24 protein-coding genes and 1 pseudogene are annotated in these 26,476 nt (G+C 69.5%); 6 read left to right on the forward strand and 19 right to left on the reverse strand.

The window, feature by feature from the left end; genetic code table 11:
• Positions 1-4: 4 nt before the first annotated feature.
• The 3 genes from phnX (at position 5) to EJP69_RS10055 (ending at position 2,415) form a co-directional block, all read left to right on the forward strand.
• Positions 5-838: a phosphonoacetaldehyde hydrolase gene (gene phnX, locus EJP69_RS10050; RefSeq protein WP_126469806.1), complete on the forward strand. Its 834-nt coding sequence runs from the start codon at positions 5-7 to the stop codon at positions 836-838.
• 64 nt (positions 839-902) lie between these two features.
• Positions 903-1,046 carry a hypothetical protein gene (locus EJP69_RS29445; RefSeq protein WP_170217084.1) on the forward strand — a complete coding sequence of 48 codons (144 nt, stop codon included), beginning with the start codon at positions 903-905 and terminating at the stop codon, positions 1,044-1,046.
• A gap of 94 nt (positions 1,047-1,140) precedes the next feature.
• The gene (locus tag EJP69_RS10055) at positions 1,141-2,415 is read left to right on the forward strand and encodes an MFS transporter (protein ID WP_126469808.1); all 1,275 of its coding nucleotides are present in this window, start codon (positions 1,141-1,143) and stop codon (positions 2,413-2,415) included.
• Here EJP69_RS10055 and EJP69_RS10060 read toward each other — a convergent pair.
• Positions 2,363-3,781 (reverse strand): annotated as a pseudogene (locus EJP69_RS10060) (aminotransferase-like domain-containing protein). The gene EJP69_RS10055 and the pseudogene EJP69_RS10060 overlap by 53 nt on opposite strands.
• Before the next feature lie 98 nt (positions 3,782-3,879).
• On the opposite strand from EJP69_RS10060, the gene EJP69_RS10065 reads away from it, so the two are divergent.
• Genes EJP69_RS10065 through EJP69_RS10075 form a run of 3 tightly spaced genes read left to right on the forward strand, consistent with a single transcriptional unit; the run spans position 3,880 to position 6,081 of the window.
• Positions 3,880-4,068: a DUF2970 domain-containing protein gene (locus EJP69_RS10065; protein ID WP_093196674.1), complete on the forward strand. Its 189-nt coding sequence runs from the start codon at positions 3,880-3,882 to the stop codon at positions 4,066-4,068.
• A complete protein-coding gene (locus EJP69_RS10070; protein WP_126469810.1) occupies positions 4,065-4,775 on the forward strand; it encodes a c-type cytochrome in 711 nt (236 codons plus the stop codon). Before EJP69_RS10065 ends, EJP69_RS10070 begins: the two co-directional genes overlap by 4 nt.
• Positions 4,776-4,791: 16 nt before the next feature.
• Entirely contained in the window at positions 4,792-6,081 is a 1,290-nt protein-coding gene (locus tag EJP69_RS10075; protein ID WP_126469812.1) for a c-type cytochrome, read from the forward strand.
• Positions 6,082-6,093: 12 nt separating this feature from the next.
• On the opposite strand, the gene EJP69_RS10080 is transcribed toward EJP69_RS10075, so the two are convergent.
• From EJP69_RS10080 to gspG, 18 genes are all read right to left on the reverse strand, one after another.
• Entirely contained in the window at positions 6,094-8,103 is a 2,010-nt protein-coding gene (locus EJP69_RS10080; RefSeq protein ID WP_126469814.1) for a lipoxygenase family protein, read from the reverse strand.
• 177 nt (positions 8,104-8,280) lie between these two features.
• Positions 8,281-9,708, reverse strand: a complete 1,428-nt coding sequence (locus EJP69_RS10085; RefSeq protein WP_126469816.1) for an 8-oxoguanine deaminase — start codon at positions 9,706-9,708, stop codon at positions 8,281-8,283.
• 4 nt (positions 9,709-9,712) lie between these two features.
• Positions 9,713-11,128, reverse strand: a complete 1,416-nt coding sequence (locus EJP69_RS10090; RefSeq protein ID WP_126469817.1) for a nucleobase:cation symporter-2 family protein — start codon at positions 11,126-11,128, stop codon at positions 9,713-9,715.
• A 121-nt stretch (positions 11,129-11,249) separates the two neighbouring features.
• Entirely contained in the window at positions 11,250-12,152 is a 903-nt protein-coding gene (locus EJP69_RS10095; protein ID WP_126469819.1) for a LysR substrate-binding domain-containing protein, read from the reverse strand.
• Between the two features lie 47 nt (positions 12,153-12,199).
• A complete protein-coding gene (locus tag EJP69_RS10100; protein WP_126469821.1) occupies positions 12,200-14,446 on the reverse strand; it encodes a phosphocholine-specific phospholipase C in 2,247 nt (748 codons plus the stop codon).
• A 33-nt stretch (positions 14,447-14,479) separates the two neighbouring features.
• A complete protein-coding gene (locus EJP69_RS10105; protein WP_126469823.1) occupies positions 14,480-14,665 on the reverse strand; it encodes a hypothetical protein in 186 nt (61 codons plus the stop codon).
• A 114-nt stretch (positions 14,666-14,779) separates the two neighbouring features.
• Positions 14,780-15,679, reverse strand: coding sequence for a 5'-nucleotidase (locus EJP69_RS10110; RefSeq protein WP_126469825.1), 900 nt, complete (start codon positions 15,677-15,679; stop codon positions 14,780-14,782).
• 34 nt (positions 15,680-15,713) lie between these two features.
• Positions 15,714-16,952 carry a type II secretion system inner membrane protein GspF gene (gspF, locus tag EJP69_RS10115; protein WP_093196654.1) on the reverse strand — a complete coding sequence of 413 codons (1,239 nt, stop codon included), beginning with the start codon at positions 16,950-16,952 and terminating at the stop codon, positions 15,714-15,716.
• 18 nt (positions 16,953-16,970) lie between these two features.
• Positions 16,971-18,362, reverse strand: a complete 1,392-nt coding sequence (locus EJP69_RS10120) for a GspE/PulE family protein (protein ID WP_093197221.1) — start codon at positions 18,360-18,362, stop codon at positions 16,971-16,973.
• 16 nt (positions 18,363-18,378) lie between these two features.
• Positions 18,379-20,709, reverse strand: a complete 2,331-nt coding sequence (gene gspD, locus EJP69_RS10125) for a type II secretion system secretin GspD (RefSeq protein ID WP_126469827.1) — start codon at positions 20,707-20,709, stop codon at positions 18,379-18,381.
• Positions 20,710-20,714: 5 nt separating this feature from the next.
• Positions 20,715-21,515, reverse strand: coding sequence for a type II secretion system protein N (gspN, locus tag EJP69_RS10130; RefSeq protein WP_126469829.1), 801 nt, complete (start codon positions 21,513-21,515; stop codon positions 20,715-20,717).
• A 19-nt stretch (positions 21,516-21,534) separates the two neighbouring features.
• The gene (gspM, locus tag EJP69_RS10135; protein WP_126469831.1) at positions 21,535-22,092 is read right to left on the reverse strand and encodes a type II secretion system protein GspM; all 558 of its coding nucleotides are present in this window, start codon (positions 22,090-22,092) and stop codon (positions 21,535-21,537) included.
• Positions 22,089-23,300, reverse strand: a complete 1,212-nt coding sequence (gene gspL, locus EJP69_RS10140) for a type II secretion system protein GspL (protein WP_093196646.1) — start codon at positions 23,298-23,300, stop codon at positions 22,089-22,091. Before gspL ends, gspM begins: the two co-directional genes overlap by 4 nt.
• Positions 23,301-23,426: 126 nt before the next feature.
• The gene (gene gspK / locus EJP69_RS10145) at positions 23,427-24,443 is read right to left on the reverse strand and encodes a type II secretion system minor pseudopilin GspK (RefSeq protein WP_126469833.1); all 1,017 of its coding nucleotides are present in this window, start codon (positions 24,441-24,443) and stop codon (positions 23,427-23,429) included.
• On the reverse strand, positions 24,440-25,135 hold the full coding sequence (locus tag EJP69_RS10150; RefSeq protein WP_126469835.1) for a PulJ/GspJ family protein: 696 nt from the start codon (positions 25,133-25,135) through the stop codon (positions 24,440-24,442). Before EJP69_RS10150 ends, gspK begins: the two co-directional genes overlap by 4 nt.
• A gap of 3 nt (positions 25,136-25,138) precedes the next feature.
• Positions 25,139-25,528 carry a type II secretion system minor pseudopilin GspI gene (gspI, locus tag EJP69_RS10155; protein WP_093196640.1) on the reverse strand — a complete coding sequence of 130 codons (390 nt, stop codon included), beginning with the start codon at positions 25,526-25,528 and terminating at the stop codon, positions 25,139-25,141.
• 1 nt (position 25,529) lies between these two features.
• Complete coding sequence (locus EJP69_RS10160; protein WP_126469838.1) at positions 25,530-26,045, reverse strand: prepilin-type N-terminal cleavage/methylation domain-containing protein; 516 nt, start codon at positions 26,043-26,045, stop codon at positions 25,530-25,532.
• A complete protein-coding gene (gspG, locus tag EJP69_RS10165) occupies positions 26,020-26,460 on the reverse strand; it encodes a type II secretion system major pseudopilin GspG (RefSeq protein ID WP_093196636.1) in 441 nt (146 codons plus the stop codon). The genes EJP69_RS10160 and gspG overlap by 26 nt, the downstream gene beginning before the upstream one ends.
• Positions 26,461-26,476 lie beyond the last annotated feature (16 nt).

The raw sequence follows: 26,476 nt of genomic DNA on the forward strand, positions 1-26,476 counted from the left end.
CGCCATGAACGCCCACAACCACTCGCAACTCAAGGCCGTCGTCTTCGACTGGGCCGGCACCATCCTCGACTTCGGCTCCTGCGCGCCCATGGGCGCCTTCGTGAAGCTGTTCGAGCAGTTCGGCGTCGACATCACCATCGCCGAGGCGCGCGGCCCGATGGGCATGGCCAAGTGGGATCACATCAAGGCGCTGGGCACGCTGCCGCGCATCGCCGCGCAATGGGAAGCGAAGCACGGCCACGCCTTCAACGACGCCGACGTCGACAGGCTCTACGAGGTGTTCACGCCGATGAACGCGGCCAGCGTGCGCGACCATGCCGACTTCATTCCCGGCGCGCTCGCGGCGGTGAAGGCGGCGCGCGAGCGCGGCCTGAAGATCGGCTCCACCACCGGCTACAACCGCCCGATCATGGAAGTGGTCGTGCCCATCGCCGCGGCCGGCGGCTACTCGCCCGACAACCTCGTGTGCGCCGGCGACCTGGCCGAAGGCCGCCCGTCGCCGCTCATGATGTACCGCTGCTTCGCCGACCTCGGCGTGTGGCCGCCGCACACCGTGGTGAAGGTCGACGACACCGGCGTCGGCCTGCAGGAAGGCCTCAACGCCGGCACCTGGGCCGTGGGCCTCGCGGTCAGCGGCAACGCCAACGGCCTCACGCTGGCCGAGTGGCAGGCGCTCGACGAAGCGCAGCAGCAGGAGCGCCGCGCGCGCGCCACCGCCGACCTCGAAGCAGCCGGCGCGCACTACGTGATCGACAGCGTGGCTGATCTGCCGCAGGTGCTGGAAGACATCGAGCGCCGCCTGCAGGCTGGAGAGCGGCCCGCCGCTACTGCCGCCTGAGCGACGAAGAGAAAGCGGCAGCGTCCGACTTGACGCGCCGCCTCGCGGGCCTAGCATGGCTCGCATGCGAAGCACAGCCTTTGTCCTTCTCTTCTGCCTCGGCCTGCTGACGGCCGCGTGCGACGAAAAGCCGACGAAGCCCGGCGTGCCGGTGCCCAAGGCTTCGACGAGCATCGTCGCCGCGCCTGCGTTGGTCGCGCATCGTTGAGCGCAAGCCGCTCCTGACGGTGGTCCGGCACCACCGGGCTCCTCGCTTGTCTCGCGTTTCCGCGCCAGGGGGTATCCTCGCCGCGGAGAAAACAATGACGACAAACGAGACAACCACCCACCAGCACCAGCCCGATTCACGCTACGCTATGGTGCGCCTCGGCCTCACGCTGCTGATCATGACGGTCGGCAGCAGCGGCATGTACGTGGTGTCGGTGATGCTGCCGGCGGTGCAGGCAGAGTTCGGCGTGGCGCGCGCCGATGCCTCGCTGCCCTACACGCTGCTGATGCTGGGCTTCGGCTTCGGCGGCGTGCTGATGGGCAAGCTGGCGGACCGCATCGGCGTGATGAAGCCGCTGCTGATGGGGGCGGTCTTCCTGGGCGCGGGCTATGTCGCCACGGGCTTTTCCAGTGGCATCGTCAGCTTCACCATCGCGCAGGCATTGCTGGTCGGCCTGCTCGGCAGCTCGGTGGCCTTCGCGCCGCTGGTGGCCGACACCTCGCTTTGGTTCGTCAAGCGGCGCGGCATTGCGGTCGCAGTGTGCGCGAGCGGCAACTACCTGGCGGGCGCTGTATGGCCGCCGATCGCGCAGCACTTCGTCGAAACGGTGGGCTGGCGCCAGACCTACATCGGCATGGGCATCTTCTGCGGCGTGACGATGGCGCTGCTGGCCATGTTCTTTCGCGCACGGCCACCTGCGCTGGTCGTGGCGGCACCGGCCAACGCGGCAGCGGGCACCGTGGCTGCGCGCGACATGACGCGCCCCTTCGGCCTGAGCATGGGCACGGCGCAGGGCCTGCTGTGCGTGGCCGGCGTGGCCTGCTGCGTTGCCATGGCGATGCCGCAGGTGCACATCGTGGCCTACTGCGGCGACCTGGGCTACGGACCGGCGCAGGGCGCGATCATGCTGTCGCTGATGCTGGGCTTCGGCATCGTGAGCCGGCTGGTGTCGGGCGCCATCTGCGACCGCATCGGCGGGCTGCGCACGCTGTTGCTGGGCGGCGTGCTGCAGTGCGTGGCGCTGCTGCTGTTCCTGCCTTTCGACGGGCTGGTGCCGCTCTACGTGATCTCGGCGCTGTTCGGGCTGTTTCAGGGCGGCATCGTGCCGTCGTACGCGATCATCGTGCGCGAGCACTTCCCGCCGAAGGAAGCGGGCGGACGCGTGGGCACGGTGCTGATGTTCACGCTCTTCGGCATGGCGCTGGGCGGCTGGATGTCGGGCAAGGTGTTCGACCTCACGGGCAGCTACCACGCGGCCTTCATCAACGGCATCGGCTGGAACCTGGTGAACGTGAGCATCGCGTCCTTCCTGCTGTTCAGGACGCTTCGGCGATCAGGCGGCCGAGTGTTTGCATTGCCTGCTCGCTGACCGCGTCCCATGGGTGGCCGTAGTTCAGCCTGAGGCAGTTGGAGAAGGCGCGCGTGGCCGAGAAGATCGGACCCGGCGCGACGCTGATGCCGAGTTCCAGCGCCTTGCGGTGGATCTCCAGCGCGTTCGCCGGAGCCGGCAGCTCGACCCACAGGAAGTACCCGCCCAGCGGCCGCGTCGCGCGCGTGCCCGGCGGAAAGTAGTGCCCCACGGCCTGCGCGAAGCTGGCCTGCTGCACTGCCAACGTCTGGCGCAACTTGCGCAGGTGCTTGTCGAGCCCGCCCTTCTCGAGATAGCCCGCGAGCGCGAGCTGCGCCGGCGCCGAGGTGCTCAGCGTGCTCGACAGCTTCTGTCGCGCGACCTTGCGCGCGAAGCGGCCGGCCGAGGTCTAGCCGATGCGATAGCCCGGCGCCAGGCACTTCGAGAACGAGGAGCAGTGCAGCACCAGCCCCTGCGTGTCGAAGGCCTTGGCCGGCGGGGGGCGCCGCTCGCCGAAGTAGAGCTCGGCGTACACGTCGTCCTCGATCAGCGGCAACTGGTGCCGTGCCAGCAGCTCCACCAGCGCCTTCTTCTTCGCATCGGACATCAGGCTGCCGAGCGGGTTCTGGAAGGTGGTCATCAACCAGCATGCGGTGGGCTTGTGCGCCGCGATGGCCTGCTCCAATGCTTCGAGATCGATGCCTTCGCCCGGGTGCGTCGGCACCTCGACGGCGCGCAGGCCCATGCGCTCCAGTGCCTGCAGCGCCGCGTAGAAGGTGGGCGACTCGACGATCACCGCGTCGCCCGGCCGCGTGACTGCCGAGAGGCAGAGGTTGAGCGCTTCCAGCGCGCCGTTGGTGACGACGATCTCCTCCGCCGGCACCGTCATCCCGTCGGCCAGGTAGCGCAGCGCGATCTGCCGGCGCAGCGCCGCGCTGCCGGGCGTGAGGTCGTCCACCGTGCTCCACGGGTCGAGCGACCTGGCGCTTGCGGCCATGAACTGCCCGAGCCGTGCCAGCGGAAACAGCAGCGGGCTCGGAAAGGCCGAGCCGAAGGGCACGACCTTGCGCGACATGCTGGCTTCGAGGATGTCGAACACCTGGTCGCTCACGTCGAGCGATTTCGGGCTGTCGTCGGGGCGCGAAGTGAGCGTGGATTCGGGTGGCGCATCGCGCAGGCCGCCGCCCGTGACGTAGTAGCCCGAGCGGTCGCGGGCCCGCACCAGGCCGCGCGCTTCGAGCAGGTAGTAGGCCTCGAACACCGTCGACGCGCTGACCCCTCGGCTCTGGCCGGTGTGGCGCACCGAAGGCAGGCGGTCGCCGGTCTTGAGGGTGCCGTTGCGGATCGAGGCCTCGATGTCGGCGGCCAGGGCTTCGTATCGCTTCATCGCGGAGTGTTCTTCATTCGGGGGCACTTTATCTGCACCGGTCAATTGGAGCGAATCTGCATCTGTTTTTTCCGGCCGGCCTGGGCCACACTCGACCCATGTCGAATCTCTTGCGCGCGCTGCGCGCCGTTCTCTGGAGTTTCATCGGGCTGGGAGGCCGCCGGGCCGACGCCGAGAGGCGGACGGCGCAGGTCGGCATCCTGCCGCTGATCGGCGTGGCCCTCGTGATGGTGCTGCTGCTGATCGCGGGGCTGATCACGCTGGCGCACTACGTTGCCGGCACATGAAGAAGCGCGCGCTCAGGCTCCTCGCGCTCGGGCTGCTGCTTGCCGTGCAGGGCATGGCGAACGCGGCCACGCCCGCCACCGTACCCGACACCATCGAGCAGCGCGTGGCCGCCTGTATCGCCTGCCACGGCCGCGAGGGCGCGACCACCAACGCAGGCTACTTTCCGCGGCTGGCGGGCAAGCCGGCCGGCTACCTGTTCAACCAGCTGGTGAGCTTTCGCGACGGCCGTCGCTTCAACAGCGACATGGCGTACATGGTGCAGCACCTGTCGGACGCCTACCTGCGTGAGATGGCCGATTACTTCGCGGGGCTGCAGCTGCCGTATCCGCCCATTTCCCCCAACAGCGATGCCACGCCCGAGCAGCTCCAACGCGGCCGCCAGCTGGTGCGCGAAGGCGACGCCGCGCGCGGCATCCCCGCCTGCGTGCAGTGCCACGGCGCGGCGCTGACCGGCGTACAGCCGGCCATCCCGGGGCTGCTGGGCCTGCCGCGGCTGTACGTGTCGTCGCAGCTCGGCGCCTGGCTCACGAAGGAGCGGCACGCGCCGGCGCCCGATTGCATGGCCGACATCGGCCGGCGCATGACCACCGCCGACATCAACGCCGTCGCGAGCTGGCTCGCCGTGCAGCCGATGCCGGTCGACACGAAACCCGCGGCCTCGCTGCCCGCGCCGCTGCCCATGACCTGCGGCGGCATGCCGAAGTGACGGAGCCGCGCCCATCATGAAACTGCGACACCTCGCCTGGACGCTGCTCGCGCTCGTCGTGCTCGGCGCCGCTGCCGCCGGCGGCATCGTGGCGATGAACCTGCGCGGCGAAGACCCGTTGCCCGCGCAGGCCGAAGCCTTCCAGTCCACGCCGCAACTCGTCGAGCGCGGGCGCTACCTCGCGCTGGCCGGCAACTGCGCGGGCTGCCACACCACGCGCGGCGGCGAGCCCTACGCGGGCGGCATGCCGATCGACACGCCCTTCGGCACCGTCTATTCGAGCAATCTCACGCCCGACGACAAGGCCGGCATCGGCAGCTGGAGCAGCGCGCATTTCTGGCGCGCGATGCACAACGGCCGCAGCAAGGACGGGCGGCTGCTGTATCCGGCGTTCCCATACCCCAGCTTCACGCAGGTGACGCGCGAGGACTCCGACGCGATCTACGCCTACCTGCGCAGCGTGCCGCCGGCGCCGGAGCCCAACAGGGCGCACCGGCTGCGCTTTCCCTACGACACGCAGGCGGCGCTGGCCGTGTGGCGCGCGCTCTCTTTCAAGCCCGAGCCCTTCGTCGCCAATGCCGGCAAGCCCGCCGAATGGAACCGGGGCGCCTACCTGGTCAACGGCCTCGGCCATTGCATCGCCTGCCACGGCAGCCGCAACTCGCTGGGCGCGACCGAGACGAAGCTGGGGCTGTCGGGCGGCCTCATCGCCGTCGAGAACTGGTATGCGCCATCGCTCACCGATCCGCATGAAGCCGGCGTGGCCGACTGGCCCGCTGCCGATGTGGTGGCTCTGCTCAAGAACGGCACTGCGCCACGCGGATCGGTCATGGGGCCGATGGCCGACGTGGTGTTCCGCAGCACGCAGTACCTGAGCGAGGCCGACCTGACAGCGATGGCGAACTACCTCAAGGATCTGCCTGACGCGCCGAAGGCCGAAGCCCCGGCCGTCGCAGCAGCGAAGGCCCCGATCCGCCGCGACGCCGGCTCCATGGCGCGCGGCGCGAAGATCTACGACCAGCGCTGCGCCTACTGCCATGGCGACCAGGGGCAGGGCGCGGCGGGCGCCTATCCGCCGTTGGCGGGCAATCGCGCCGTGAACATGGCGCGGCCCACCAACCTGATCCAGGTGATCTCGCACGGCGGCTTCCTGCCTTCGACTTCGGGCAACCCACGCCCCTACGGCATGCCGCCCTTCGGCCAGACGCTGGACGCGGCCGAGGTAGCAGCCGTGCTCACCTACGTGCGCGGCTCCTGGGGCAACGACAGCGCGCCGGTCACGCAGCTCGACACGATGCGGCGCTGATCGACCGATCGATCAGATGTTCGTGCTGGAGGGAATCCGGCTCGGCAGCAGATGTTCGTAGGGCCGCGCACGCGTGGCGTTCCGCTGGCCGATGGTGGCCTCGATGCCGGCGAGCGCATTGCGGAAGCGCTCCAGCGGCCCGCCTTGCCCCGCGATGGCAGGGTCCAGCAGCACCGGCAGGTGCGGGAACACGTTGTCCTTGTATTCGCCCAGCGGCCGGTAGTACACGCCGCCGAGGATGTGGAACAGCAGGATCTGCTCCTGCGCCGCCAGCCGCGAGGGCAGCATCTGCGACCAGCTCGCCTCGTTCTGCCCGGTGCTGCTCGTCGGCGCCGGCGTGCCTTCGGTGCCCGCGCTGAAGGGCGCATAGGTCATCACCGAATACTGCGGGAAGTTCACCGCCGCGTGCTGCGCGCTGGCGTTGAAGATGATGGCAGTGAGCACGTCGATCAGCTGCGCGCGCGTGGTGATCGCGCGGAAGCCGTGCACCTTGCCGCTGGTGGCCAGCTCGGTGGCCCAGGCCTTGAGCTCGTAGTCGCCGGTCACGTCGGCGTCGCTCAGGTAGTAGGTGCCGACGTAGTCGCCCACCCACTGCGCGATCGCGTTCCACACCAGCAGTGCGTCGTCGCGGTACGGGTAGTCGGGCAGCGCGGTCGCATCGTCCACGCCGCGCGTGCGCAGGTCGTTGGGCAGCATCATGCGGTCGTAGAAGTCGTAGGCCAGCCGGTCGCGGCCGCACTGCTGCTGCAGCGTCTCGATGGGCGCGGCGAGGATCACGTCGCCCGTGGTCAGCGGCGCCATGATGATCAGCGTCGCGGCCTCGTTGATGAACATCGCGCCTTCCAGGTGCGGCGACAGCAGCCGGCTCAGCGGATGCGCGGTCGCAAGCTGGCGCTGCGTGGCCATCGCGAAGGCTTCCGACAACAGGTGCGTGCGACCCAGGTGCACGAACATCTCGTGGTAGTTGAAGTCGGCCACCTGCACCACGGTCTTGGCCGATTGCCAGGCCCAGTACGCCTCTGCGTTGGCCGTGTCGTCCACGCGCAGGAGGATCGCGTTCGCGGCCGGGTCCTGCCCGCATTGAATGGCGACCGGTACCAGCGAGCGGCCGGTCTTCGGCCGCGCGAACAGCGCGATGGGCGCGTGGATGTAGCCCGTGCCCGTGAGCGGCTTGATCTGCGGGCCGGCGGGCGCCATGTCGCCCAGGCCTTCGTAGTCGAGGATGTAGAGCCGGCCCGAGGCGGCAGCGTCGGCGAGGCTGTCGCCCGCGCCCATCACCTGCCGGTATTGCGCGTCGCCCAGCGGGAACTTCGCCGGCAGCGCGCTCGCGCGCTGGATCAGCATCGGGTTGGGCCCCGACACGCGCATGGCGGCGAACAGGTCGTTGTCGTGCAGCAGTTGCGCGATGGCGGGCTTCTCGATGGTGACGAAGAGGGCGTCGTATTGAGCCACCGTCTTCGGACCGTTCAGTGCGCCCAACGGGCCCTGCGACAGCAGGTCGTGGTGGATCTGCTTGAGCTGCGTGGCGATGTCGCCCGCCGTGCCGGTGAGCGTGCCCAGCAGCGCCAGCACCGCGGCCGGCAGCGTCGACAGCCCGCCGTTGGCGGCCAGCAGCTGGTCGAAGCTGGCCTGCAGGCTCGCGAGCCGCGTGCGCAGGTTGTCGAGCGACTGCAGGCTGCCCGAGGCCAGCGCGCTGGTGGCGAACGAAGCCGCGAAATTGGTGACGGCTTCCAGCGCCTTCGCGATCGTCTTGAGCTGGTGCTCCAGCGCCGGCAGCTCGGTCGCGGGCACCACAGCGCCCATCGGCACGCCGGCCAGGTTGATGTGCGATTCGGTCCAGAGATAGGTCGCCTGCCGCCCCACCAGCTCGAGCCGCCGCAGCGTGGCGCTGATCGGATCGATCTTCTGCGGCAGCGTGGGCTTGAGCACCGGCAGCGCGGCCGAGGCGGTGGAAGTCTTGCCGGCCAGCAGGCTCAGGCCGCCCGCCGAGGCGGACCATTTGAGGATGTCTCTGCGCTTCATCGGGGAGTTCCCTGTCGTTATGAATCTTGGGAAGGCCGACGGGGTGGTCGGCCACAAAATCGAACGCTCGTTCTATTTGTGGCCGGATTCTGCGGAGGGGCTCCGGCGTTGGCAATCAGGGTTGCTGCCTACCTCGAAGGTGCACAGCAACCGCGCCGGAAGCGGGTCAGGATGCAGTCAGGCGGCGGTATGCGGATGACGCGCGGCTTCGTACAGCGTGTGCGCCAGGTCACGGTGCCTTGCCAGCAGCGGCGACAGCTCGAGCCCGGTGAATTCGCCATTGCGGATGCGGACCGTGCCACCGATCACGCTCAGCGACACCGATGCCGGCGTGCAGAACACCAGCGCAGCCACCGGGTCGTGCCCCGCGCCCGCGTGCGCGACGCCGCGCATGTCGAAGGCCACGATGTCCGCCGACATGCCGGGCGCGATTGAGCCGATGTCGTCGCGGCCCAGCACTTGTGCACCGCCCAGCGTGGCGATTTCGAGTGCCTCGCGCGCAGTCATCGCGGCCGGGCCGTAGCCCACGCGCTGCAGCAGCATCGCCTGCCGCGCCTCTCCCAGCATGTGCGCGCCGTCGTTCGACGCGCTGCCGTCCACGCCCAGCCCCACGGGCACGCCCGCGCGGCGCATCGTACCGATGGGCGCGATGCCCGAGGCCAGCCGCATGTTGGAGCAGGGGCAGTGCGCAACGCCGGTGCCGGTGCGGCCGAAGAGCGCGATACCAGCTTCGTCGAGCTTCACGCAGTGCGCGTGCCACACGTCGCGGCCGACCCAGCCCAGGTCTTCGGCGTACTCGGCCGGCGTCATGCCGAACTTCTCGCGTGAATAGGCCACGTCGTTGTCGTTCTCGGCCAGGTGCGTGTGCAGCGACACGCCGCGCTCGCGCGCGAGTTCGGCCGACAGGCGCATCAGGTCGCGCGACACCGAGAACGGCGAGCAGGGCGCGAGCACGATGCGGCGCATCGAATGGCGCGAAGCGTCGTGCCAGCGGTCGATGAGCCGTTCGCTGTCGCGCAGGATCGCTTCCTCGGTCTCCACCACCTCGTCGGGCGGCAGGCCGCCGGCGCTGCGGCCCACGCTCATGCTGCCGCGCGCCGCGTGGAAGCGCATTCCCATTGCGTCGGCCGCCTCGATGGAGTCGTCGAGCCGCGAGCCGTTGGGAAACAGGTAGAGATGGTCGCTGGTGGTGGTGCAGCCAGAGAGCATCAGCTCGGCCATCGCGGTCTGCGTCGATACGCGGATCATCTCGGGCGTGAGGCGCGCCCACAGCAGGTACAGGTTGGTGAGCCAGCCGAAGAGCTCGGCGTCCTGCGCTTCGGGCACCGCGCGCGTGAGGCTCTGGTACATGTGGTGGTGCGTGTTGACCAGGCCGGGCATCACGACGTGGCCGTGCATGTCGATGGCCTCGGCGCGGCCTTCGCGCAGGGCGTCGAGATACACCGCCGGCAACTGCGCGGTCTCGCCGACCCAGGCGATGGCGGGCCCTTGCATCACCACCGCGCCGTCGCGGATCTCGCGTCGCGCCGCGTCCATGGTGACCAGCACGTCGGCGTGCCGGACGATGCGCAGCGGGGAGGGCGTGGTGGCGGTGGAAGTGTTCATGATGTCATTCGGTCCCATGCGAGGTGCGCGCCGCCAGTGTGAAGGATCGCTCCCTCGACAGCACGCCGTTGTAGAAAAGATTGAGCAGCACCGCGGCGCAGGTGCCGAGCACGATGCCGCTGTGCGTCAGCGGATGCGTCCAGGCCGGAAAGTGCTGGAAGAAGTTCGGCGACAGCGTGGGGATCAGCCCCAGGCCGATGGAGATCGCGATCACGTACAGCGCATGGCGGTTCTGCGAATGGTCGATCTCGCCGAGGATGCGCACGCCCGTGGCCGCCACCATGCCGAACATCACGATGCCCGCGCCGCCGAGCACGAACTGCGGCACCGAGGCCACGATATGCGCGATTTTCGGGAAGAGCGCGAGCGCGATGAGCAGCACGCCGCCGCCGGCCGCCACGTAGCGCGAGCGCACGCCGGTCACCGTCACCAGCCCCACGTTCTGCGAGAACGAGGTGTACGGGAATGTGTTGAACACGCCACCGATCACCGTGCCCAGGCCGTCGGCGCGCAGGCCGCGCGTCAGCGCATCGGTGCCCACCTTGCGGCCTGTGATCTCGCCGAGCGCGAGGAACATGCCGGTGGATTCGACCAGCGTGATCAGCATCACGATGCACATCGAGGCGATGGCCGTGAGCTCGAAGCGCGGCATGCCGAAGTGAAAGGGCGTGGTCACCGCGACCCAGCTTGCCTCGGCCAGCCCGTCGAAGTGCATGCGCCCGAGCGTCAGCGACAGGCCGACGCCGAAGACGATGCCCAGCAGCACCGCGATGTTGGCGACCAGGCCTTTGCCGAAGCGCGTGATCGCGATGATCACCAGCAGCACGGCCGCCGCGATCGCCAGGTTCACCGGCTCGCCGTAGGCGGGATTGGCCACCGCATGCGCCACGCCGTCGACCATGCGGGTCGCGGTGGGCTGCCCGCCCGCGGCCCAGTTGATGGCCACGCCCATGAGCGACACGCCGATCAGCGTGATGACCGTGCCCGTCACCAGCGGAGGAAACACGCCCAGCACCCGCCCCATCAATGGCGCAACCAGCATGCCGAACACCCCCGCCACGATGGTGGCGCCGTAGATCGCGGGCAGGCCCAGCGAGGGGTCGATGCCGATGGCGATCATCGGGCCGACCGCCGCGAAGGTCACGCCCATCATCACCGGCATGCGAATGCCGAAGCGCCAGAAGCCGATGGCCTGCACCAGCGTGGCGATGCCCGCGGCGAACAGGTCTGCGTTGATGAGGAAGGCGATGTCGGCCTTGGAGAGGCCGAGCGCGCCGCCCACGATGAGCGGCACCGCCACCGTGCCCGCGTACATCACGAGCACGTGCTGCAGGCTCAGCGCACCGCAGCGGCCGAGGGGAAGCTTCTGGTCGACCCCTTCGCCGTCTCCTGCGGGGGTCTTTTTATCGTTCGAAAGCATGTGGACCTTTCTTTCCTGCCGATGAACCGGCGCGGCAGTCTAGGAGCGATGCATTCGCACGCGCAAAGTCAATAAATGACCCGCCCTGTGCACAAAAAGTGGACGACCTCCGGCGACGAAATCAGGACGCCAGCAGCTCGTCGAGGCAGGCCACCAGGTGGTTCGCGAACAGCTCGGCCGCGGGGCTCGGAGGCTGCGAGGCGCGGGTCTCGAGCGTGAGTGTCTGGGCGCGCAGCGCGGCGTCGCGCAACGGAACGAAGACCAGCGAGCCCTCCTGCCGATCCTCGTCGACGTCGAGCCGGTTGAGCAGCGTGATGCCGCCGCCCTGGCGCACCAGCCGGCGCATGAGCGCGGTGGATGTGGTTTCGACGACCGGCGAGGCGCTGACCCCCGAGAGCCCGAAGGCCGCATCGAGGATGGGCCGGATCGACAGCGAAGGCGCCGGCAGGATCAGCGGATAGCCGACGCACTCGGCCAGCACCGTCGTCGCATGCGCGGTCAGCGGATGGCCGGGCGGCACCACCGCGCCGATCGGCCACTCGCTGGCGAACAGCGTGCGAAAGCCGGCGGTGCCGGGCACGTCGTAGGCCAGCGCCAGGTCGGCATCACCCTCGCTCACGCTGCGCAGCACCGCCGCGATCGGCAGGCCGAGCAGCTTGAGCTGGATGCCGGGGTGCGCCTCGCGAAAGCGCTGCACCACGGCGGGAAGGAAGGAGTCGGCCAGGCCCGCCGTGGTGGCTAGCGTGACCTCGCCCTGGCGCAGCCCGCGCACGGCCTCGATACGCTGGCGCACCAGGTCGAACTCGTGCAGCGTGCCGCGCGCGTGGGCCAGCACGATCTCGCCCACGGGCGTGAGCTTCAGCGTGTTGTGGATGCGCTCGAAGAGCGGGGCACCCAGCTCCTCCTCGAGATTCAGGATCTGCCGGTTGACCGCCGTGGGCACCACATGCAGCTGCTCGGCCGCCTTGCGGATCGAGCCCGCGCGAACCACCTCGACGAAATAGCGAATGACCTTGGCGTGCATGTTTCCCCCGCGCCGCTGGGGGCGCGGGGCGAATCATGCATGCGGGTTCAGAGGTCGGGCAAGCCCATGGCCGGGTCGCTCACCGTGTGCTTGCCGGTTTCGACGCGGCCGGCGAAGCGGCGGTAGTAGGCGGGGTCGGCGTCGCAGGTGACCGCGAAGTCGTACCACTGGCCGCTGGCTGCGAGATCCCAGGGCTGGTCTGCGTTGGCGCCGCCGTTCACGGTCGCGGTCCAGGGGCCGTCGCTGCGGTAGGCCTTGGCGGTGATCGTGAACCTGCACGCGGCCTTGCCGTCGTTGCGCATGTTCAGGTAGACGTTGCCGTTGGTGATGTCGTAGCACACGCGCACCTCGGGCTGCGCCGCACCACCCGCGCGCAGGGTGTTGAGGTTGCCCTTGAAATGGCGGTGGAAGCCGTTGGGGCCGAGCACCCACAGGTCGTAGGCACCGGCGTCGTCGGCCATCGCGGCCCAACTGTCGTCGAGTGCCTTGCCGGCCTCGAGCATGTAGCGGCGCGGCAGGCGGTCGAGATGCAGCCTGTCGTAGACGTGGAACACGGCGGCGGCCTTGCCGGTGTTGAGGAAGAGCAGCTTGAGCTTTCCTCCGACCGCATCGGCGAGGGCGCTGGTGTGCAGCTCGTAGGGCAGCGCGCGCGAGGGCCGCGTGCCGGTGGGCTGGCGCGGCAACTGCGGATCGGGCGGCAGCGGCACCTGCGTCAGCGCTTCCTGGTCGAGGCGCAGCTTGTCGGCCTCGGTCCTGTTCCTGCGGCCGGTGAGCGTGGGCAGAGTCTCGCTGTTGGGCGTGGCGAAGTTGAAGGCGCTCGTGAGGTCGCCGCACACCGCACGGCGGAATGGCGAGATGTTCGGTTCCTTCACGCCGAATCGCGCCTCGATGAAGCGCAGCACCGAGGTGTGGTCGAACACCTGCGAGTTGACCCAGCCACCGCGGCTCCACGGCGAAAGCACGTACAGCGGCACGCGCGGACCGGGGCCGAACACGCGACCGTCGGGCGCGGGCTGCGAGGTGCTGCCTTCCGGCGGCGGTTGCGTGAAGTACTCGTGCGCCATGTCGGCATCGACGAGCGTGGTCTTGCCGGCCTTCGACTTGTCGGGGTTGACCGAAGGCGCGGAAGGCGAGGGCACGTGGTCGAAGTAGCCGTCGTTCTCGTCGAAGTTGACCAGCAGCACGGTCTTGCTCCAGACCTCGGGCACGGCCGTGAGCGCGTCCAGGATTTCCTGCAGGAACCAGGCGCCCTGTACAGGGCTCGACGGGCCCGGGTGCTCGCAATAGACGGAGGGCGCGTTGATCCAGCTCACCTGCGGCAGGCGGCCGGCCTTGATGTCGCGCCTGAAGGCGTCGAGGTATTCCTCCGGCTTGCTGCCCGGCAGGGTGTTGGCGATGCCCTTGTAGAGCGGGTTGCCCGGGTTGTCGCTGGCGGCGTCGTAGGCGTGATAGGGCGCTGCCTGGCCGCTGTCGGAATAGGGCACGTTGGGCTCGCCGCCGCTGGAGACGGGAAAGGGCGAAGCCCGGTTGGCACGCCTGAACTGGCGGAAGGCGCCGAGCATGTTGTCGCCCCATTCGTCGGGCATGTTCTGGTAGCAGATCCAGCTCACGCCGGCGTCTTCGAGCCGCTCGGCGTAGGTCTTCCACGTGTAGCCGGTGTTCACCGCCGATGCGCGCCCGTCGAGCCAGTCCCATTCGTTGGTGACGTAGGCCACGCCCTGGGCGGTCGGCCCGTTGGTGCCGGTCAGGTGGAAGGAGCGATTGGCGTCGGTGCCGGTGTGCATCGCGCAGTGGTAGCTGTCGCACAGCGTGAAGGCGTTGGCCAGCGAGAACTGGAACGGCACCTCGGCTTCCTTGAAGTAGCCCATGGCCGCGCTCGTCTTGTGGCGCGCCCATTGGGAGATGCGGCCGTTATCCCAGGCGTCCTGGCTGTCGCCCCAGGAGTGCGGCGTGCCGCTCACACGCTGCGCGTTGCCCTTGGTCTGGTCGAGGTGGTAGGGCAGCACGATCTTGCCGTCGGCATCGCCCTGCTGCCACACGTTGCGCCCGCCCGGCAGCGGAACGGTGAAGCGGTCGCCGAAGCCGCGAACGCCCGGCAGCATGCCGAAGTAGTGGTCGAAGGAGCGGTTCTCCTGCATCAGGATGACGATGTGCTCGACGTCCTTGATCGTGCCGGTCTTGTTGTTGGCCGGAATGGCGAGCGCGCGGCGGATGCTCGGCGGAAACGCACTGAGTGCGAGGGCTGCGGCGCCGGTGGTGGCGGTGCCCGTGAGGAACTTGCGGCGTGAATTCATGGGGAAGGCTTCTTGTCGTGTTTCTTCGGGCGCTCAGGGTGCGCAGCGTTTCTCGGGCTTGACGCCGGTGTCCGGCGGGGGCGTCGTGGTGGGCGGAGTGACCGTGCCGGGCAGGCCGGCGAAACCGCCGCCACCACCGCTTCCGCCGCAGGCGGAAAGTACACAGGCAACGAAGAACAGCGCGCAGGCGTGACGCGCGCGCGAGGTGACGAGTCGCATGGGGAGATCCTCTCTCGGTGTTGTGCCGCAGAGGCTAGAAAGGCTCAATGACGTCGGGATGAATTCCGCGATGTCAGGGATGTAAGCGCGCGTTGCACGCGCTCGTGCGCCGGCTCAGGACTCGTTGCTGATCCCGCTGCTCACATGCCCCGCAGGCACATGCCGCGAGGCCGCATCCACATGCCCCGTCTGGTCGTCGAAGAAGAAATCAGGCTCGAACTCGCGCAGGAACTCGCCCTTGGGCAGGCCGCCGAGGAACATGGCCTCGTCGACGCGGATGTTCCACTTCATCAGCGTGCGGATGGCGCGCTCGTGCGCCGGCGCGCTGCGCGCGGTGACCAGCGCGGTGCGGATGCGCATCTGTGCGTTGCCGGCCATCTGCAGGCGGTGCAATGCCATCAGCAGCGGCTTGAACGGGCCTTCGGGCAGGGGCAGGTCGGCCTTGCTGGTTTCGTGCGCCTGGAAAGCGTCGAGGCCCTCGGCCTGGAACACACGCTCGGCCTCGTCGGAGAACAGCACCGCGTCGCCGTCGAAAGCGATGCGCACTTCGTTCGGCCATGCGTCGCTGGCCTTCACCGATTCGACCAGCACGCGAGCCGCCGGAAAGCCGGCGTTGAGCGCTTCGCGCACGTCCTGCGCGTTGACCGACAGGAACAGGTGCGCGCGCAGCGGGCGCAGGTAGCCGAAGGGCGGGCGGCCCTGGGTGAAAACGCCGCGCTGAAGCCGGATGTCGGCAGCCGCGCTCGACTTGAAGATGCGCATGCCCGAGACCGGGTCGTTGCGCGAGAGGATCACCACCTCCACGCGCTGCACGCCGTCGTCGTTGAAGCGCAGCAGCTTGCGGATCAGCGAATAGGCGATGCCGGGCGCGGCCGGCACGTCGATGCGGTCGAGCTGCAGCTTCATGTAGCCCTCGTTGTCGCCGGCCTCGAAGACCTTGTTTTCTTCTTCGAGGTTGAACAGGGCGCGCGAGGAGATCGCGACCACGAGCTTGTCTTCGAGGGTTACGGGCATGTTGCGTGCGTCCTGCTCTGCGGGCCGACCGTCGTCACTTGACGAACTGGTTCAGCTGGATGATAGGCAGCATCACGGCCAGCACGATCAGCATCACCACGCCGCCCATCGCCACGATCAGGAGCGGCTCGAGGATGGTGGCGAGGTGCATCGCGCGGCGCTGCACTTCGGCGCCGAGCTGGTTGGCGGCGCGCTGCAGCATCAGCGGCAGCGTGCCGGTCTGCTCGCCGAGCCGGGCGAACATCGACACCAGCCCGGGAAAGCGTTTCTTCTGCGCCAGCGCCGAAGCCAGCGGCGCACCCTCGCGCACCAGCACCAGCGCGTCGAGCGCGTCGGCGCGCATCGCGCGGTTGCCCAGCGTCTCGGAAGCAGCCTGCAGCGCGCGCAGGATCGGAACGCCGGCCGTGGCCAGCATGGCGAGCGTGCTCGCGAAGCGTGCCGCGTTGTAGCCGCGCGAGAGCTTGCCCACCAGCGGCAGCTTGAGCCAGGCCGCGTCGAACTTCAGGCGCAGCGCTTCCTGCGCCAGCGCGAGCCGCGTGCCGATGGCGGCGAGCACCACGCCGGCCAGCATCCACCAGCCGTAGTTGCGCACGCCGGCGCTCAGCGAAAGCATCACGGTGGTGAGGAAGGGCAGCGAGCGCTTGGTGCCCGCGAACACCTGCGCCACCTGCGGCACCACGTAGCTCACGAGGAAGATCACGATCACGATCGCAACCAGCGTGACGATGGCCGGGTACAGCGCCGCACCGATCAGCTTCTGCTGCAGCGCCTGCCGTTCCTCGAGGTCGTCGGCGAGGCGGTCGAGCACGAGGCCCAGGTTGCCGCTCTGCTCGCCGGCGCCGATCACGGCGGTGTAGATGGGCGAGAACTCGCGCGGATGCGCCGACAGCGCACGCGCGAACGGCGAGCCCGCGTTGACTTCGGCGCGCAGCGAGGCGACTAGGTTGCGCTGCTGCTCGGATTCGGCTTCGTCGGTGAGGGCGGTGAGCGCGCGTTCCAGCGGCAGGCCCGACGAGACGAGGCCCGCGAGCTGTCGCGTCCATACAGCTAGGCCGGTCGAATTGAAGACGCGCTTGCCGCCGCCGAGCCATCGTCCGAGGCCGCTGCGCTGGCCTGCACCGCCGGCGTGCTCGCTGCCCACCGGCTTGACTGACAGCGGAATGAGCGCCTGCGCCCGCAGCAGGCTGCGCGCACTGCGGGCGGTGTCGGCTTCCAGCACGCCTTCGCGCGACTGGCCGCTGGCGTCGATGGCTTCGAATGCGTAGGCGGGCATCTCTTTTTTTCTTGCTCGCTACTCGCGGGTGACGCGCAGCAGCTCGGCGCGCGAGGTGATGCCGGCCTGCACCAGTCGCTCGCCGTCCTCGCGCATGGAGCGCAGGCCGCCGCGTTCGCCGGCCTCGAAGAGCTGGCTTTCCGCAGCCTTGCCGTGGATGAGCGCCTGCACTTCGTCGTCCGCCACCAGCAGTTCGAAGATGCCAGTGCGGCCCTGGTAGCCGGTCTGGCCGCAGGCTTCGCAGCCCGCGCCGCCGCACGAGGTGCAGACCTTGCGCACGAGGCGCTGGGCGAGCACGCCCAGCAGCGACGAGCTCAGCAGGAAGGGCTCGACGCCCATGTCGGTCAGGCGCGTGACGGCGCTGACCGAATCGTTCGTGTGCAGCGTGGCCAGCACCAGGTGGCCGGTCAGCGAGGCCTGGATGGCGATCTGCGCGGTTTCGAAGTCGCGGATTTCGCCGATCATGATCACATCCGGGTCCTGCCGCAGGATGGCGCGCAGGGCCTTGGCGAAGGTGAGTTCGATCTTCGCGTTGATCTGCGTCTGGCCCACGCCTGGCAGCTCGTACTCGATGGGGTCTTCCACCGTCATGATGTTGCTGCGGCTTGCGTCGAGCCGGGCCAGCGCGGCGTACAGCGTGGTGGTCTTGCCCGAGCCGGTCGGGCCGGTCACGAGGATGATGCCGTGCGGCTGCGCGATGAGCTTCTCGAAGCGCTCCAGCGTGTCGCCCTGCATGCCCACCGATTCGAGCGTGAGCTTCGATTCGCTCTTGTCCAGCAGGCGCAGCACGGCGCGTTCGCCGTGCGCGCTCGGCAGCGTCGACACCCGCACGTCGACCGCGCGCGTGCCGATGCGCAGCGAGATGCGCCCGTCCTGCGGCAGCCGCTTCTCGGAGATGTCGAGGTCGGCCATGATCTTCAGGCGCGAGATCAGTGCCGCGTGCAGCGCGCGGTTGGGCTGCACCACCTCGCGCAGCGTGCCGTCGATGCGAAAGCGCACGGACGAAGTGCGCTCGTAGGGTTCGATGTGGATGTCGCTCGCGCCGTCGCGCGCGGCCTGCGTGAGCAGCGCGTTCAGCATGCGGATGATGGGCGCGTCGCCCGCGCTTTCCAGCAGGTCTTCGACCGCCGGCAGCTCCTGCATCATGCGCGAGAGGTCGGCGTCGCTCTGGACCTCGCTCACCACCGCCGCCGCGCTCGACTCGCCCTGCGCGTAGGCCGCGCTGATGCGCTGCGCCAGCGGGCCGTCGGCCAGCACCTCGAAGGCCTGCACGCCATATTTGCGCGAAACCTCGCCGACCGCGCTGCGCGCCGGGTTGGGCGACATCCACAGCGTGTAGCGGCCGTCGTCGGTCTCCTCGAGCAACAGCTGCTGGCTGCGTGCGAAGGCGTAGGGCAGGGGATAGCGCATGGACATCAGGTCAGTATCAAGGCATTTCCCGCGAGCTCACCGGGTCGGCGGTGGGGGGCAGGGCGCCGCGCAGCGGGCTCGGCGCCAGCTTGCGGGTGTCCGCCGCGGGCTGCGACGGCGGGATCAGCTGGGTGCCTTCGAGGCGCGAGCCGCCGCGCGAGACGGTCGCGGCCGACGAATTCGACGACGTGGGGGCCGTCGTGCGTGCCGGAGGCGCCAGCTCGGGCAGGATGTTCGAGCCGTCCACGCCGCGCAGCATCACGTTCGAGGTGTCGGGCTGCGAGCGCTGCTGCATGCCGCGGATCTCGTCGTAGCGGTCGTACGAGAAGGCCTCGGTGGCAGCGGCATCGCGCATCACCGCGGGGCGCAGGAACATCATGAGGTTGATCTTCTCGCGTGTGCGGGCCTGGCTCTTGAACAGGTTGCCGAGCACGGGAATGTCGCCCGCGAGCGGCACCTTCTCGATCGTGTTGCCGTAGGTGTCCGACAGCAGGCCGCCGAGCATGACGAGGCCGCCGTCTTCCACCAGCACGCTCGATTCGATCGAGCGCTTGTTGGTGGTGGGGCCGTTCTGGTTGTTGGCGGTGTTCTGGTCGACCGTGGACGTCTCCTGGAAGATCGTCAGCTTCACGGTGCCGTTCTCGTTGATGGTCGGGCGCACGCGCAGCGTGAGGCCGACGTCCTTGCGCTCGACGGTGGTGAACGGGTTGACGCCGACCGAGCCCGAGGTGCTGGCGTACTGGCCGGTGACGAAGGGCACGTTCTGGCCGATCACGATCTTGGCCTCTTCGTTGTCCAGCGTCAGCAGGTTGGGCTTGGACAGCACGTTGGCGTCCTTGTCGCTGTCGAAGAAGCTGGCGATCGCACCCAGGATGTACTGGCCGCCGACCTTGCCGGCGATGCCGAGGTTCATGCCGGGCGTGATCGCGCCGGCCAGGCCGGAGGCATTGCGCGTGGCCAGTGCCTGGGTCAGCGTCAGCAGGTTGGCGCCGGCCACCGATGAGTTGGTGCCGAGCACAGCGTTGTTGCCCAGCGCGCTCTGCCACTGCACGCCGAACTTCGCGGCGGCCGTGTCGCTCACCTCGACGATCAGCGCCTCGATCATGACCTGGGCGCGCCGGCCGTCGAGCCTGTCGATCACCGCGCGCATCTGGCGGTACTGCGGTTCGGGCGCGGTGATGATCAGCGAGTTGGTCGACGGGTCGGCCTGGATCTGGCCGCCCGTGGAAGGCTGGTTGGCGTTGTTGAGCGGAGCGCTGGCGGCGGCCGAGGCGCCGGACTGGCTGCCGCTGTTCAGGTTCACCTGCATGGCCTGCGGCGCGCTCTGCTGCGGCGCCGCGCTGCCGGTGGCGCCAGGCGTGCCCGGCGTGGTGCTCACCTGGTTCGCGGCCATCGCAGCGCGCAGCGTGGCCGCCAGGCGCACTGCGTCGGCGTTCTTCAGGTAGACCACGTAGATGTTGCCGGCCGCGCCGTTGCTGCTTTCGGCGGCGGGGCGGTCGAGCTTGTCGACCAGCGTGCGCACCAGCGCCACGCGCGCCGGGTTGGCCGCGCGCAGGATCAGCGAGTTGCTGCGCGGGTCGGCCATCAGGGTGGTGCGGAACGACGCATCGGCCGCGCCCGGGGCCGCCGCCGTGCCGGGAGCGCCGGAGCCGCCGCCGTCGACCAGCCGCTGCACCAGCGGCACCATGTCGGTGGCGACCGAGTGCTTGAGCTGGATGACCTCGATGTCGGAGGCGTTCGGCACGTCGAGCGACGCGATGATGCGCGCCAGCCGGCGCATGTTGTCCGCGTAGTCGGTGATCACGAGCGAGTTGTTGCCCGGGTTCACGTTGATGGTGTTGTTCGGCGGGATCAGCGGGCGCAGCACCGGCAGCAGGTTGTTCGGCGACTCGTAGTTGAGGCGGAAGATCTGCGTGACGATCTGGTTGCTGCCGCTGGACGCCGTGGCGCTGATGGAGGTGTTGACGGTGCTGCTCTGCAGCTTGGCGTCGGCCTCGGGCACCACCTTGTAGAGACCGTCGGCCTCCACCACCGCGAAGCCCTGCAGGCGCAGCGCCGAAGCGAACTGGTTGAAGGCGGCCGCCGGCTGGATGGCGCGGTCGGTCACCAGGTTCATCGTGCCCTTCACGCGCGGGTCGACCACCACGTCGCGGCCGGTGACCACAGCCATGGTGCGGGCCACGGCCTCGATGTCGGCGTTGGAGAAGTTCAGCGTGATCGGCTCGCCGCGGCGTGGCGCGTCGCCGGTCTGCGCGAACGCGAGCGGCGCGCCCTGCAGGAACGTGGCGGCGATCAGCACGCGCACGGCGAGTGCGACGGTGCCGGTCGAAAACAGTGGCTTCATCATGAGGATCAACCCAGGGTGATGATCGAACGCGCGTTGTCGCGCCGCCCGATGATGTTCAACAAATTGGAAAGAGCGTCTTCGCGGCCGGGCGCGGCACTGGCTTCGCCGTTGAAACGGAAGGAGGTGCCGTTCCAGCTGCCGCTGCCGTTCAGCTCGAGGCTGCCCTCGCGCGTGCTCAGCAGCAGCGTGGGGCGGCTTCCGCCTTCGAGCGTGAGCCGGTAGCTGCCCATCGGCCGCAGGGTCGACAGGCTGGAGGAAACATCGGTGGCGTCGAGCGTGGCCTGGCCGGCGATGCGCAGCGCCGGGCCGTCCCACTGCATCGAGAAGGCCTTGGTTGTGAGGTCGAGCGCGCCTTCGAGCTTGAGCGTGTTCCACGGCGCGCCCAGGCCCGTGAGCAGGGTGGCGGGCCAGCGCGAGCGGCTGTCCTGCCAGGCGAGTTGCATGCCGCCCGCGCGCGGGCTGGCCTTGAGTTCGAGCGGCTGCGCGGCGCAGCATTGCAGGTCGAGGCTGGCGGAGATGCCGCTGAAGCCGGGGCGCATGCGCCAGTGCACCAGGCCGGGCAGCGACACCGCCTGCGTACCGCCCGCGCCGCTGGCGAGGACCACCGCGGCCGTGCCGTTCCAGACGGTGCCGCGCGGGTTGGCCAGCACCAGGCGGCCCTGGCTCCAGCTCGACAGCGCCGCCGACAGCCAGCGCGCCGGCGCGAACAGCACCACCGCCAGCAGCAGGCCGATGGCGGCGCCGAGCAGCGCCCAGCGCCAGCCGCGGCGCGGTCGGGCTTCGGGGATGGGTGTGCGGCTCAGCATTCGGGGCGCTTGTTGCTGCTCATCGCGCCGCGGGCAGCGCCATGACGACGGTGCCGTCCCAGCGGACGGGCGGCGTCTTCGGTGCGTCCTTGGCTGCGGGCGACGATGGCGGCGGCGATGCCGAGGTCGAGGCCGGTGCGCGGGTCAGGTGGACTTCTCGCGGCACCGCGTGCGCATTGCCGCGTGCCTGGCCGAGCCATTGCGCGACGGTGGAGGCGGGTGCCCCGCGCAGCGAGACTGTGGCGGCGCCGTCGCCGCCGGATGCCATGAGTTGCGCATTGCTGGTGCCCAGGCCTTCGCGAACCGAGGTCTCGAGCGCGCGCAGCGCGTCGTCGCGGTTCAGGCGGGGCTGCGACTGCAGCGCCTTCGCGCGGGCCTGCAGGGTGGCCATCTGCTGCAGCTGCGCGTCGAGCCGCGCATGCTCGGCAGGCGCAGCCGACAGCGTGCGCAGCGCGGGAGCGAGCGCTATCCACCACAGCAGCGCCAGCGCCACGAGCGCGGCGGCGGCGTAGACCATGCGGCGCTCGCGCGCTTCCAGGGTGGCCCAGCGGGCCTTGAGCTGTTCGCTGAAGTTCATCGGTTGGCCTCGGCCTGTACCAGCAGGAGGTCGCCCTCGGTGCGCACGTTGTAGCCGCGCGGCGCCATCGCGCCGGTGATCTGCGAGACCTCCGACGGCTGCAGTCCGAGCCCGCGCAGGCGCAGCTGGCCTGCGTTGTAGTCGACGGCGCTCGGCACCTTGCCGGGAGGGAGGACTGCGGCGAGCGCGCCGACCATGGGTTCGAAGTCGCTGTTCGCCACGTCGCCCACGGCCTGCTGCAGCGAGGCGACCTCGCGCTGCATCTGCAGTGGCGCGTCGACCACGACCCTCACCGAGGGGAAGGTCGCCGTCAGCATCGCCTTGGCGGCCTGGCGCTTCGATTCGAGCGCGTTGCGTTCCTTCCAGGCCCAGGCGTTCAGGCCGATGAGCTGGGTGAGCAGCAGGGCGACCACGCCCCAGCGCGCTGCGCGCCACTCGGGCGCGTAGCGCAGCGTCTGCACCACCGATGCGAATTTCTTGCCGGCGCGCGCGCGGCCGGTCACCGCGAGATCGAACTGGGCGAGTTCCCAGGGCGTGCGCGCGGCCTGCAGCCAGCGCTGCGGCGACTGCACGATGGGCACGCGGCGCTGCAGCAGGTGCTCGGCGGCTTCGGCGACGGCGGGTTCGGTTGTGATCACCGCGGTGTCGAGCGGAAGGCCGTCCGACAGCGCCACGCCCGCGCCGGCCAGCGGCAGCGAGACCACGCCGTCGGCGTCGCACACCGTAAGCCGAGGTGCCTCGGGCTCGCCGGTGACCAGCAGCATCGGCGGACCGTCGGCCGGCTGCGGCGCGAATTCGGGGACGATGCGCACCACGCGACGGCCGGCGGCCTCGAGCCCCTGCACCAAGCTGCGCAGCCAGATGCGGTTGCAGGCCGCGACCCACACGGGTGCGCCGGCCTTGGCATCGGGCTCGAGCGCGAAGTGCAGGGCTTCGGGTTCGTCGAGCAGGTGTTCCTCCAGCAGGCCGTCGAGCACTGCACGCAGCTTCGACGCACTGCCCATGCTGCCCTTGGGCAGCGTCACTCGGTGCCACGAGAGAGCCGCGGAAGGAATGCCGAGCATGACCTCCGCGCTCGAGGGCAGCAGCGCCAGCAACGCACGGCCCTGGTTGCGCAATGCAATGCCGTCGTCGCCTGCCTGGGCCCAGTCGTACTCGCCCGCGGCATCGGCCGGAGGGAGGGGAGCAATGAGCAGCAGGGGAGTCATGTGGATCTTGGAAAAGCCGGTGATTGTAGGTGCGCGTCTGACATGGTGGCGCTCTGTTTTTCATAGCGTATCACGCTGATGTGACGCGCTCTAGAAGGCTTTTTGGCTACAAATAATGCATCGAAATCAGGGTTTGACCGGAGTGTTCGTTGCGCCGGCGCCGCGTGTGCGCCAGATCGTCGTCACCGTGACACCGCTTCGCTGTAGCAACGAGCGTTCCTCCACGTAGGTGCGATCGAGCCGCAGCTTGCCGTAGACCTCGAAGAACTGGGTGCCCACGCCGTGCTGGGCTGCGTTGAATGGGGCGGTGCCGCTGGGCAGCGCGGCATTGGCGGCGGCGATGTCCTTGAAGAAGGTGCGCGAGCGGCGGTCCACCAACTGGCGCGCGCTCGCGATGTTGAGCGACTCCATGCTCGCGCTGATGGCCTCGGCGCTCGCGGTGTTGAGGTTGAGCGTGGTCTTCACCGGCAGGATCGTCACGTACGGCTCGAGCGCCGAGGCGGTGGACGGTGAGAGGCCCAGCCACACCAGCTGCGAAACCTGCTGCGGCAGCAGCGGCGCGGCACCGGAGTCGCCCCCACCGTCACCACCACCGCTGCCGTCGGTCGAGGTGCCCGTGGCAAGGGCCGCCGCGAGGCGCGTGGTCATCAGGCTGAGTTCCGACGCGGGCAGGCCCAGCAGGTTGAACAGCCGGGTGAAGGTGGCAACGCCCGCGGGCGACGGCTTGCCGTTGTCGACCAGCGCGAGCACGTTGAGCTTGGATTGCGCATCGACGATGCGGCCCGAGAGGAAGGCGTCGGGCAGTCCTTCGAGGTTGTCGCTGGCCACGTTCTTCTCGGCCGAGAGAAAGCTGTTGAGCCGCGCTTCCTCCAGCGGAACGGCCCAGGGCTCGCCCAGGTGGTCGGGGCCGCCGGCGCGGCCGTCCTCCCCGAGGATGAGGCGCGACCAGTCGAGCGCGCCGATCAGCACCCAGGCGGCCTGCACGCGTGCGCGCTCGGCGCCTTCGACCTCGGCCGAGCGCCATTGCTGCCACAGCGCCGCGGCGGCGAAGGTGGCCACGAGCATCACGGTCAGCATCGCGGCGAGCAGGGCGGCGCCCGACTGGCGCCCTCCTTGCCGCTGCTTCTTGCTGTGCGCTGTCATGACGTCTTCGGCGCCCCCACGGTCGGCTTGACCCAGTCGCGCGTGAGCGTGCCCGAGAGGCCTTCGCCCGGCGGCAGCGTGATGACGAGGCGCACGCCGTCGGGCATGGCGACGATGGGGCCCGAGGGGTTGTTGGGGTTGGGCTGGGTCACGGGCAGCTGGCTGGCCGGCACCCAGCTGTTGTCGCGGAAGAAGAAGATCTGCCAGCTGTTGGCCGGCACCAGAGCCACGTCGCTGTAGCCGCCGTTCGAGCCCGCGCCGCCGTCCTGCGCCCAGGCGGCCGCGAGGTTCCAGGCCTGCTGCCATTCGCCGCGCGTGGTGAACGGCAGCGATTGCCAGCGCCGCCAGCGCACGCCGTCGGGGCCGGACTTCAGCGTCCATGCCACCACCTGCACCGACGGCGCCGTGTCGTCGCTGCCGCGGCGCGTGAGCCGCAGCACTCGGCCGTCCCAGTCGACGGGGCGGGTCTGCGCGAGCGTGGTCACTGCGTCGAGGTCGGCGCCCCATTGCGCGAGCGTGGCCTGCAGAGTGAGCACTGCATCGGCGCGCTGCTGGTTGTGCGTGGTGGCGCGCGACATGCTCTCGAGCCCCCGCCAGCTCACGAGCGAGAGCAGCGCCATCACCGCGATGGCGACGAGCAGCTCGATCAGCGTGAAGCCGCGATTGGCGCGGACGCCAGCGTGTTGCCGCATCGATCAGTACCTCCCCACCACGGTGGAGATGCGCAGGATCGGCCAGTCGGCCTCGTCGCGCACCTGCACGTCGACGCGCCGGAAGTTCGGGTTGAGCGTCGGGATGGTCGAGGTGGTCACGTTGAACGAGACGCCGGCCTGCAGGCAGATGGATCCGGAGTCGCCCACCGCCGGCATCTGCCTCGAGAGGCGGGCCTTGGCGAGTTCGTTCTCGGCGCACAGGTCGGCCAGCACGAGGTCGGACTGGCGCTGCGCGTTGCGCGTGAGCGACATGGTGGCCTGGGAGCCCGCGGCCAGCGCGATCGCGACGATGCCGAGCGCGATCAGCACTTCGATCAGCGTGAAGCCGCCGATGCGCGAGGGCGAAGCAGGAGGGCGTCGTCGTGCGCTCATGTCACTGGACCGCCGAAACGGTGAAGGGGCGCACCCCGTCGGTCGAGACGCGCAGCGCCCGCGCGGGCGGTCCGGCGGAATGGAGCATGACCTGCTGCGCCGCGATGATGGGGTCGGGCCCGAGCTGCAGCGCGGGAACCAGCGTGCCGTTGGCGAGCGAGGCCTGCGCGGTGATGCCCTCGGCGGCCCAGCCATCGGGCAGCGAGCCGGGCAGGAGGCCGTCGAACCTGAAGCTGCCCTCGACCGGCCGCCACCTCACCACGATGCCGCTGGCGCGCGACTGGGCGCGGGCCGATTCGAGCAGGGCCGCGAGGCGGTCGGCCTCGCGGTCGAGATTGGCGGCGCTGGTGTCGCGTATGGCGAAGCTCACGGCGGCGGTGGCGATCGCGATGATGGCGATCACCACGATCAGCTCCAGCAGCGTGAAGCCGCCGGCCCGGTGGTGGCTCTGGGAGCGTGGCTGCGGGTTGTCGGGCGGCGAGCCCTTGCCGCTATTGCCAGCTGCCGATGTCGGCATTCTTGCCCTCGCCGCCGCTCTGGCCGTCGGCGCCGAACGAGAACACGTCGATCTCGCCCTTGATGCCAGGGTTCATGTACTGGTACGGATGGCCCCAGGGGTCGTTGGGCAGCTTCTCGACGTAGGCCTTCCAGTTGGGCGCGGCCGGGCCGGCGGTGGGGCGCGTGAGCAGCGCCTGCAGGCCCTGCTCGGCGGTGGGATAGCGCTGGTTGTCCAGGCGGTAGAGCTTGAGCGCCTGCATCAGGTTGTTGATGTCGGTCCGGGCTGCCGTCACGCGGGCGTCGTCGGCGCGCTCGATCACGTTCGGCACGATGAGCGCCGCCAGCACGCCGATGATGACCAGCACCACCATCAGTTCGATCAGCGTGAAGCCGCGTTGGGCGGTACGGGTAGCGGCACGGAGGAATTTGTTCATAGCTTGTGCGGACATG

This window comes from Variovorax gossypii (genome assembly GCF_003965815.1).
GTDB lineage: Bacteria > Pseudomonadota > Gammaproteobacteria > Burkholderiales > Burkholderiaceae_C > Variovorax > Variovorax gossypii.

Bases quoted from the DNA above. Each gene is read 5' to 3' on its own strand.
- phnX (WP_126469806.1), top strand. From the start codon at position 5: ATGAACGCCCACAACCACTCGCAACTCAAGGCCGTCGTCTTCGACTGG.
- EJP69_RS29445 (WP_170217084.1), top strand. From the start codon at position 903: ATGCGAAGCACAGCCTTTGTCCTTCTCTTCTGCCTCGGCCTGCTGACG.
- EJP69_RS10055 (WP_126469808.1), top strand. From the start codon at position 1,141: ATGACGACAAACGAGACAACCACCCACCAGCACCAGCCCGATTCACGC.
- EJP69_RS10065 (WP_093196674.1), top strand. From the start codon at position 3,880: ATGTCGAATCTCTTGCGCGCGCTGCGCGCCGTTCTCTGGAGTTTCATC.
- EJP69_RS10070 (WP_126469810.1), top strand. From the start codon at position 4,065: ATGAAGAAGCGCGCGCTCAGGCTCCTCGCGCTCGGGCTGCTGCTTGCC.
- EJP69_RS10075 (WP_126469812.1), top strand. From the start codon at position 4,792: ATGAAACTGCGACACCTCGCCTGGACGCTGCTCGCGCTCGTCGTGCTC.
- EJP69_RS10080 (WP_126469814.1), bottom strand. From the start codon at position 8,103: ATGAAGCGCAGAGACATCCTCAAATGGTCCGCCTCGGCGGGCGGCCTG.
- EJP69_RS10085 (WP_126469816.1), bottom strand. From the start codon at position 9,708: ATGAACACTTCCACCGCCACCACGCCCTCCCCGCTGCGCATCGTCCGG.
- EJP69_RS10090 (WP_126469817.1), bottom strand. From the start codon at position 11,128: ATGCTTTCGAACGATAAAAAGACCCCCGCAGGAGACGGCGAAGGGGTC.
- EJP69_RS10095 (WP_126469819.1), bottom strand. From the start codon at position 12,152: ATGCACGCCAAGGTCATTCGCTATTTCGTCGAGGTGGTTCGCGCGGGC.
- EJP69_RS10100 (WP_126469821.1), bottom strand. From the start codon at position 14,446: ATGAATTCACGCCGCAAGTTCCTCACGGGCACCGCCACCACCGGCGCC.
- EJP69_RS10105 (WP_126469823.1), bottom strand. From the start codon at position 14,665: ATGCGACTCGTCACCTCGCGCGCGCGTCACGCCTGCGCGCTGTTCTTC.
- EJP69_RS10110 (WP_126469825.1), bottom strand. From the start codon at position 15,679: ATGCCCGTAACCCTCGAAGACAAGCTCGTGGTCGCGATCTCCTCGCGC.
- gspF (WP_093196654.1), bottom strand. From the start codon at position 16,952: ATGCCCGCCTACGCATTCGAAGCCATCGACGCCAGCGGCCAGTCGCGC.
- EJP69_RS10120 (WP_093197221.1), bottom strand. From the start codon at position 18,362: ATGCGCTATCCCCTGCCCTACGCCTTCGCACGCAGCCAGCAGCTGTTG.
- gspD (WP_126469827.1), bottom strand. From the start codon at position 20,709: ATGATGAAGCCACTGTTTTCGACCGGCACCGTCGCACTCGCCGTGCGC.
- gspN (WP_126469829.1), bottom strand. From the start codon at position 21,515: ATGCTGAGCCGCACACCCATCCCCGAAGCCCGACCGCGCCGCGGCTGG.
- gspM (WP_126469831.1), bottom strand. From the start codon at position 22,092: ATGAACTTCAGCGAACAGCTCAAGGCCCGCTGGGCCACCCTGGAAGCG.
- gspL (WP_093196646.1), bottom strand. From the start codon at position 23,300: ATGACTCCCCTGCTGCTCATTGCTCCCCTCCCTCCGGCCGATGCCGCG.
- gspK (WP_126469833.1), bottom strand. From the start codon at position 24,443: ATGACAGCGCACAGCAAGAAGCAGCGGCAAGGAGGGCGCCAGTCGGGC.
- EJP69_RS10150 (WP_126469835.1), bottom strand. From the start codon at position 25,135: ATGCGGCAACACGCTGGCGTCCGCGCCAATCGCGGCTTCACGCTGATC.
- gspI (WP_093196640.1), bottom strand. From the start codon at position 25,528: ATGAGCGCACGACGACGCCCTCCTGCTTCGCCCTCGCGCATCGGCGGC.
- EJP69_RS10160 (WP_126469838.1), bottom strand. From the start codon at position 26,045: ATGCCGACATCGGCAGCTGGCAATAGCGGCAAGGGCTCGCCGCCCGAC.
- gspG (WP_093196636.1), bottom strand. From the start codon at position 26,460: ATGAACAAATTCCTCCGTGCCGCTACCCGTACCGCCCAACGCGGCTTC.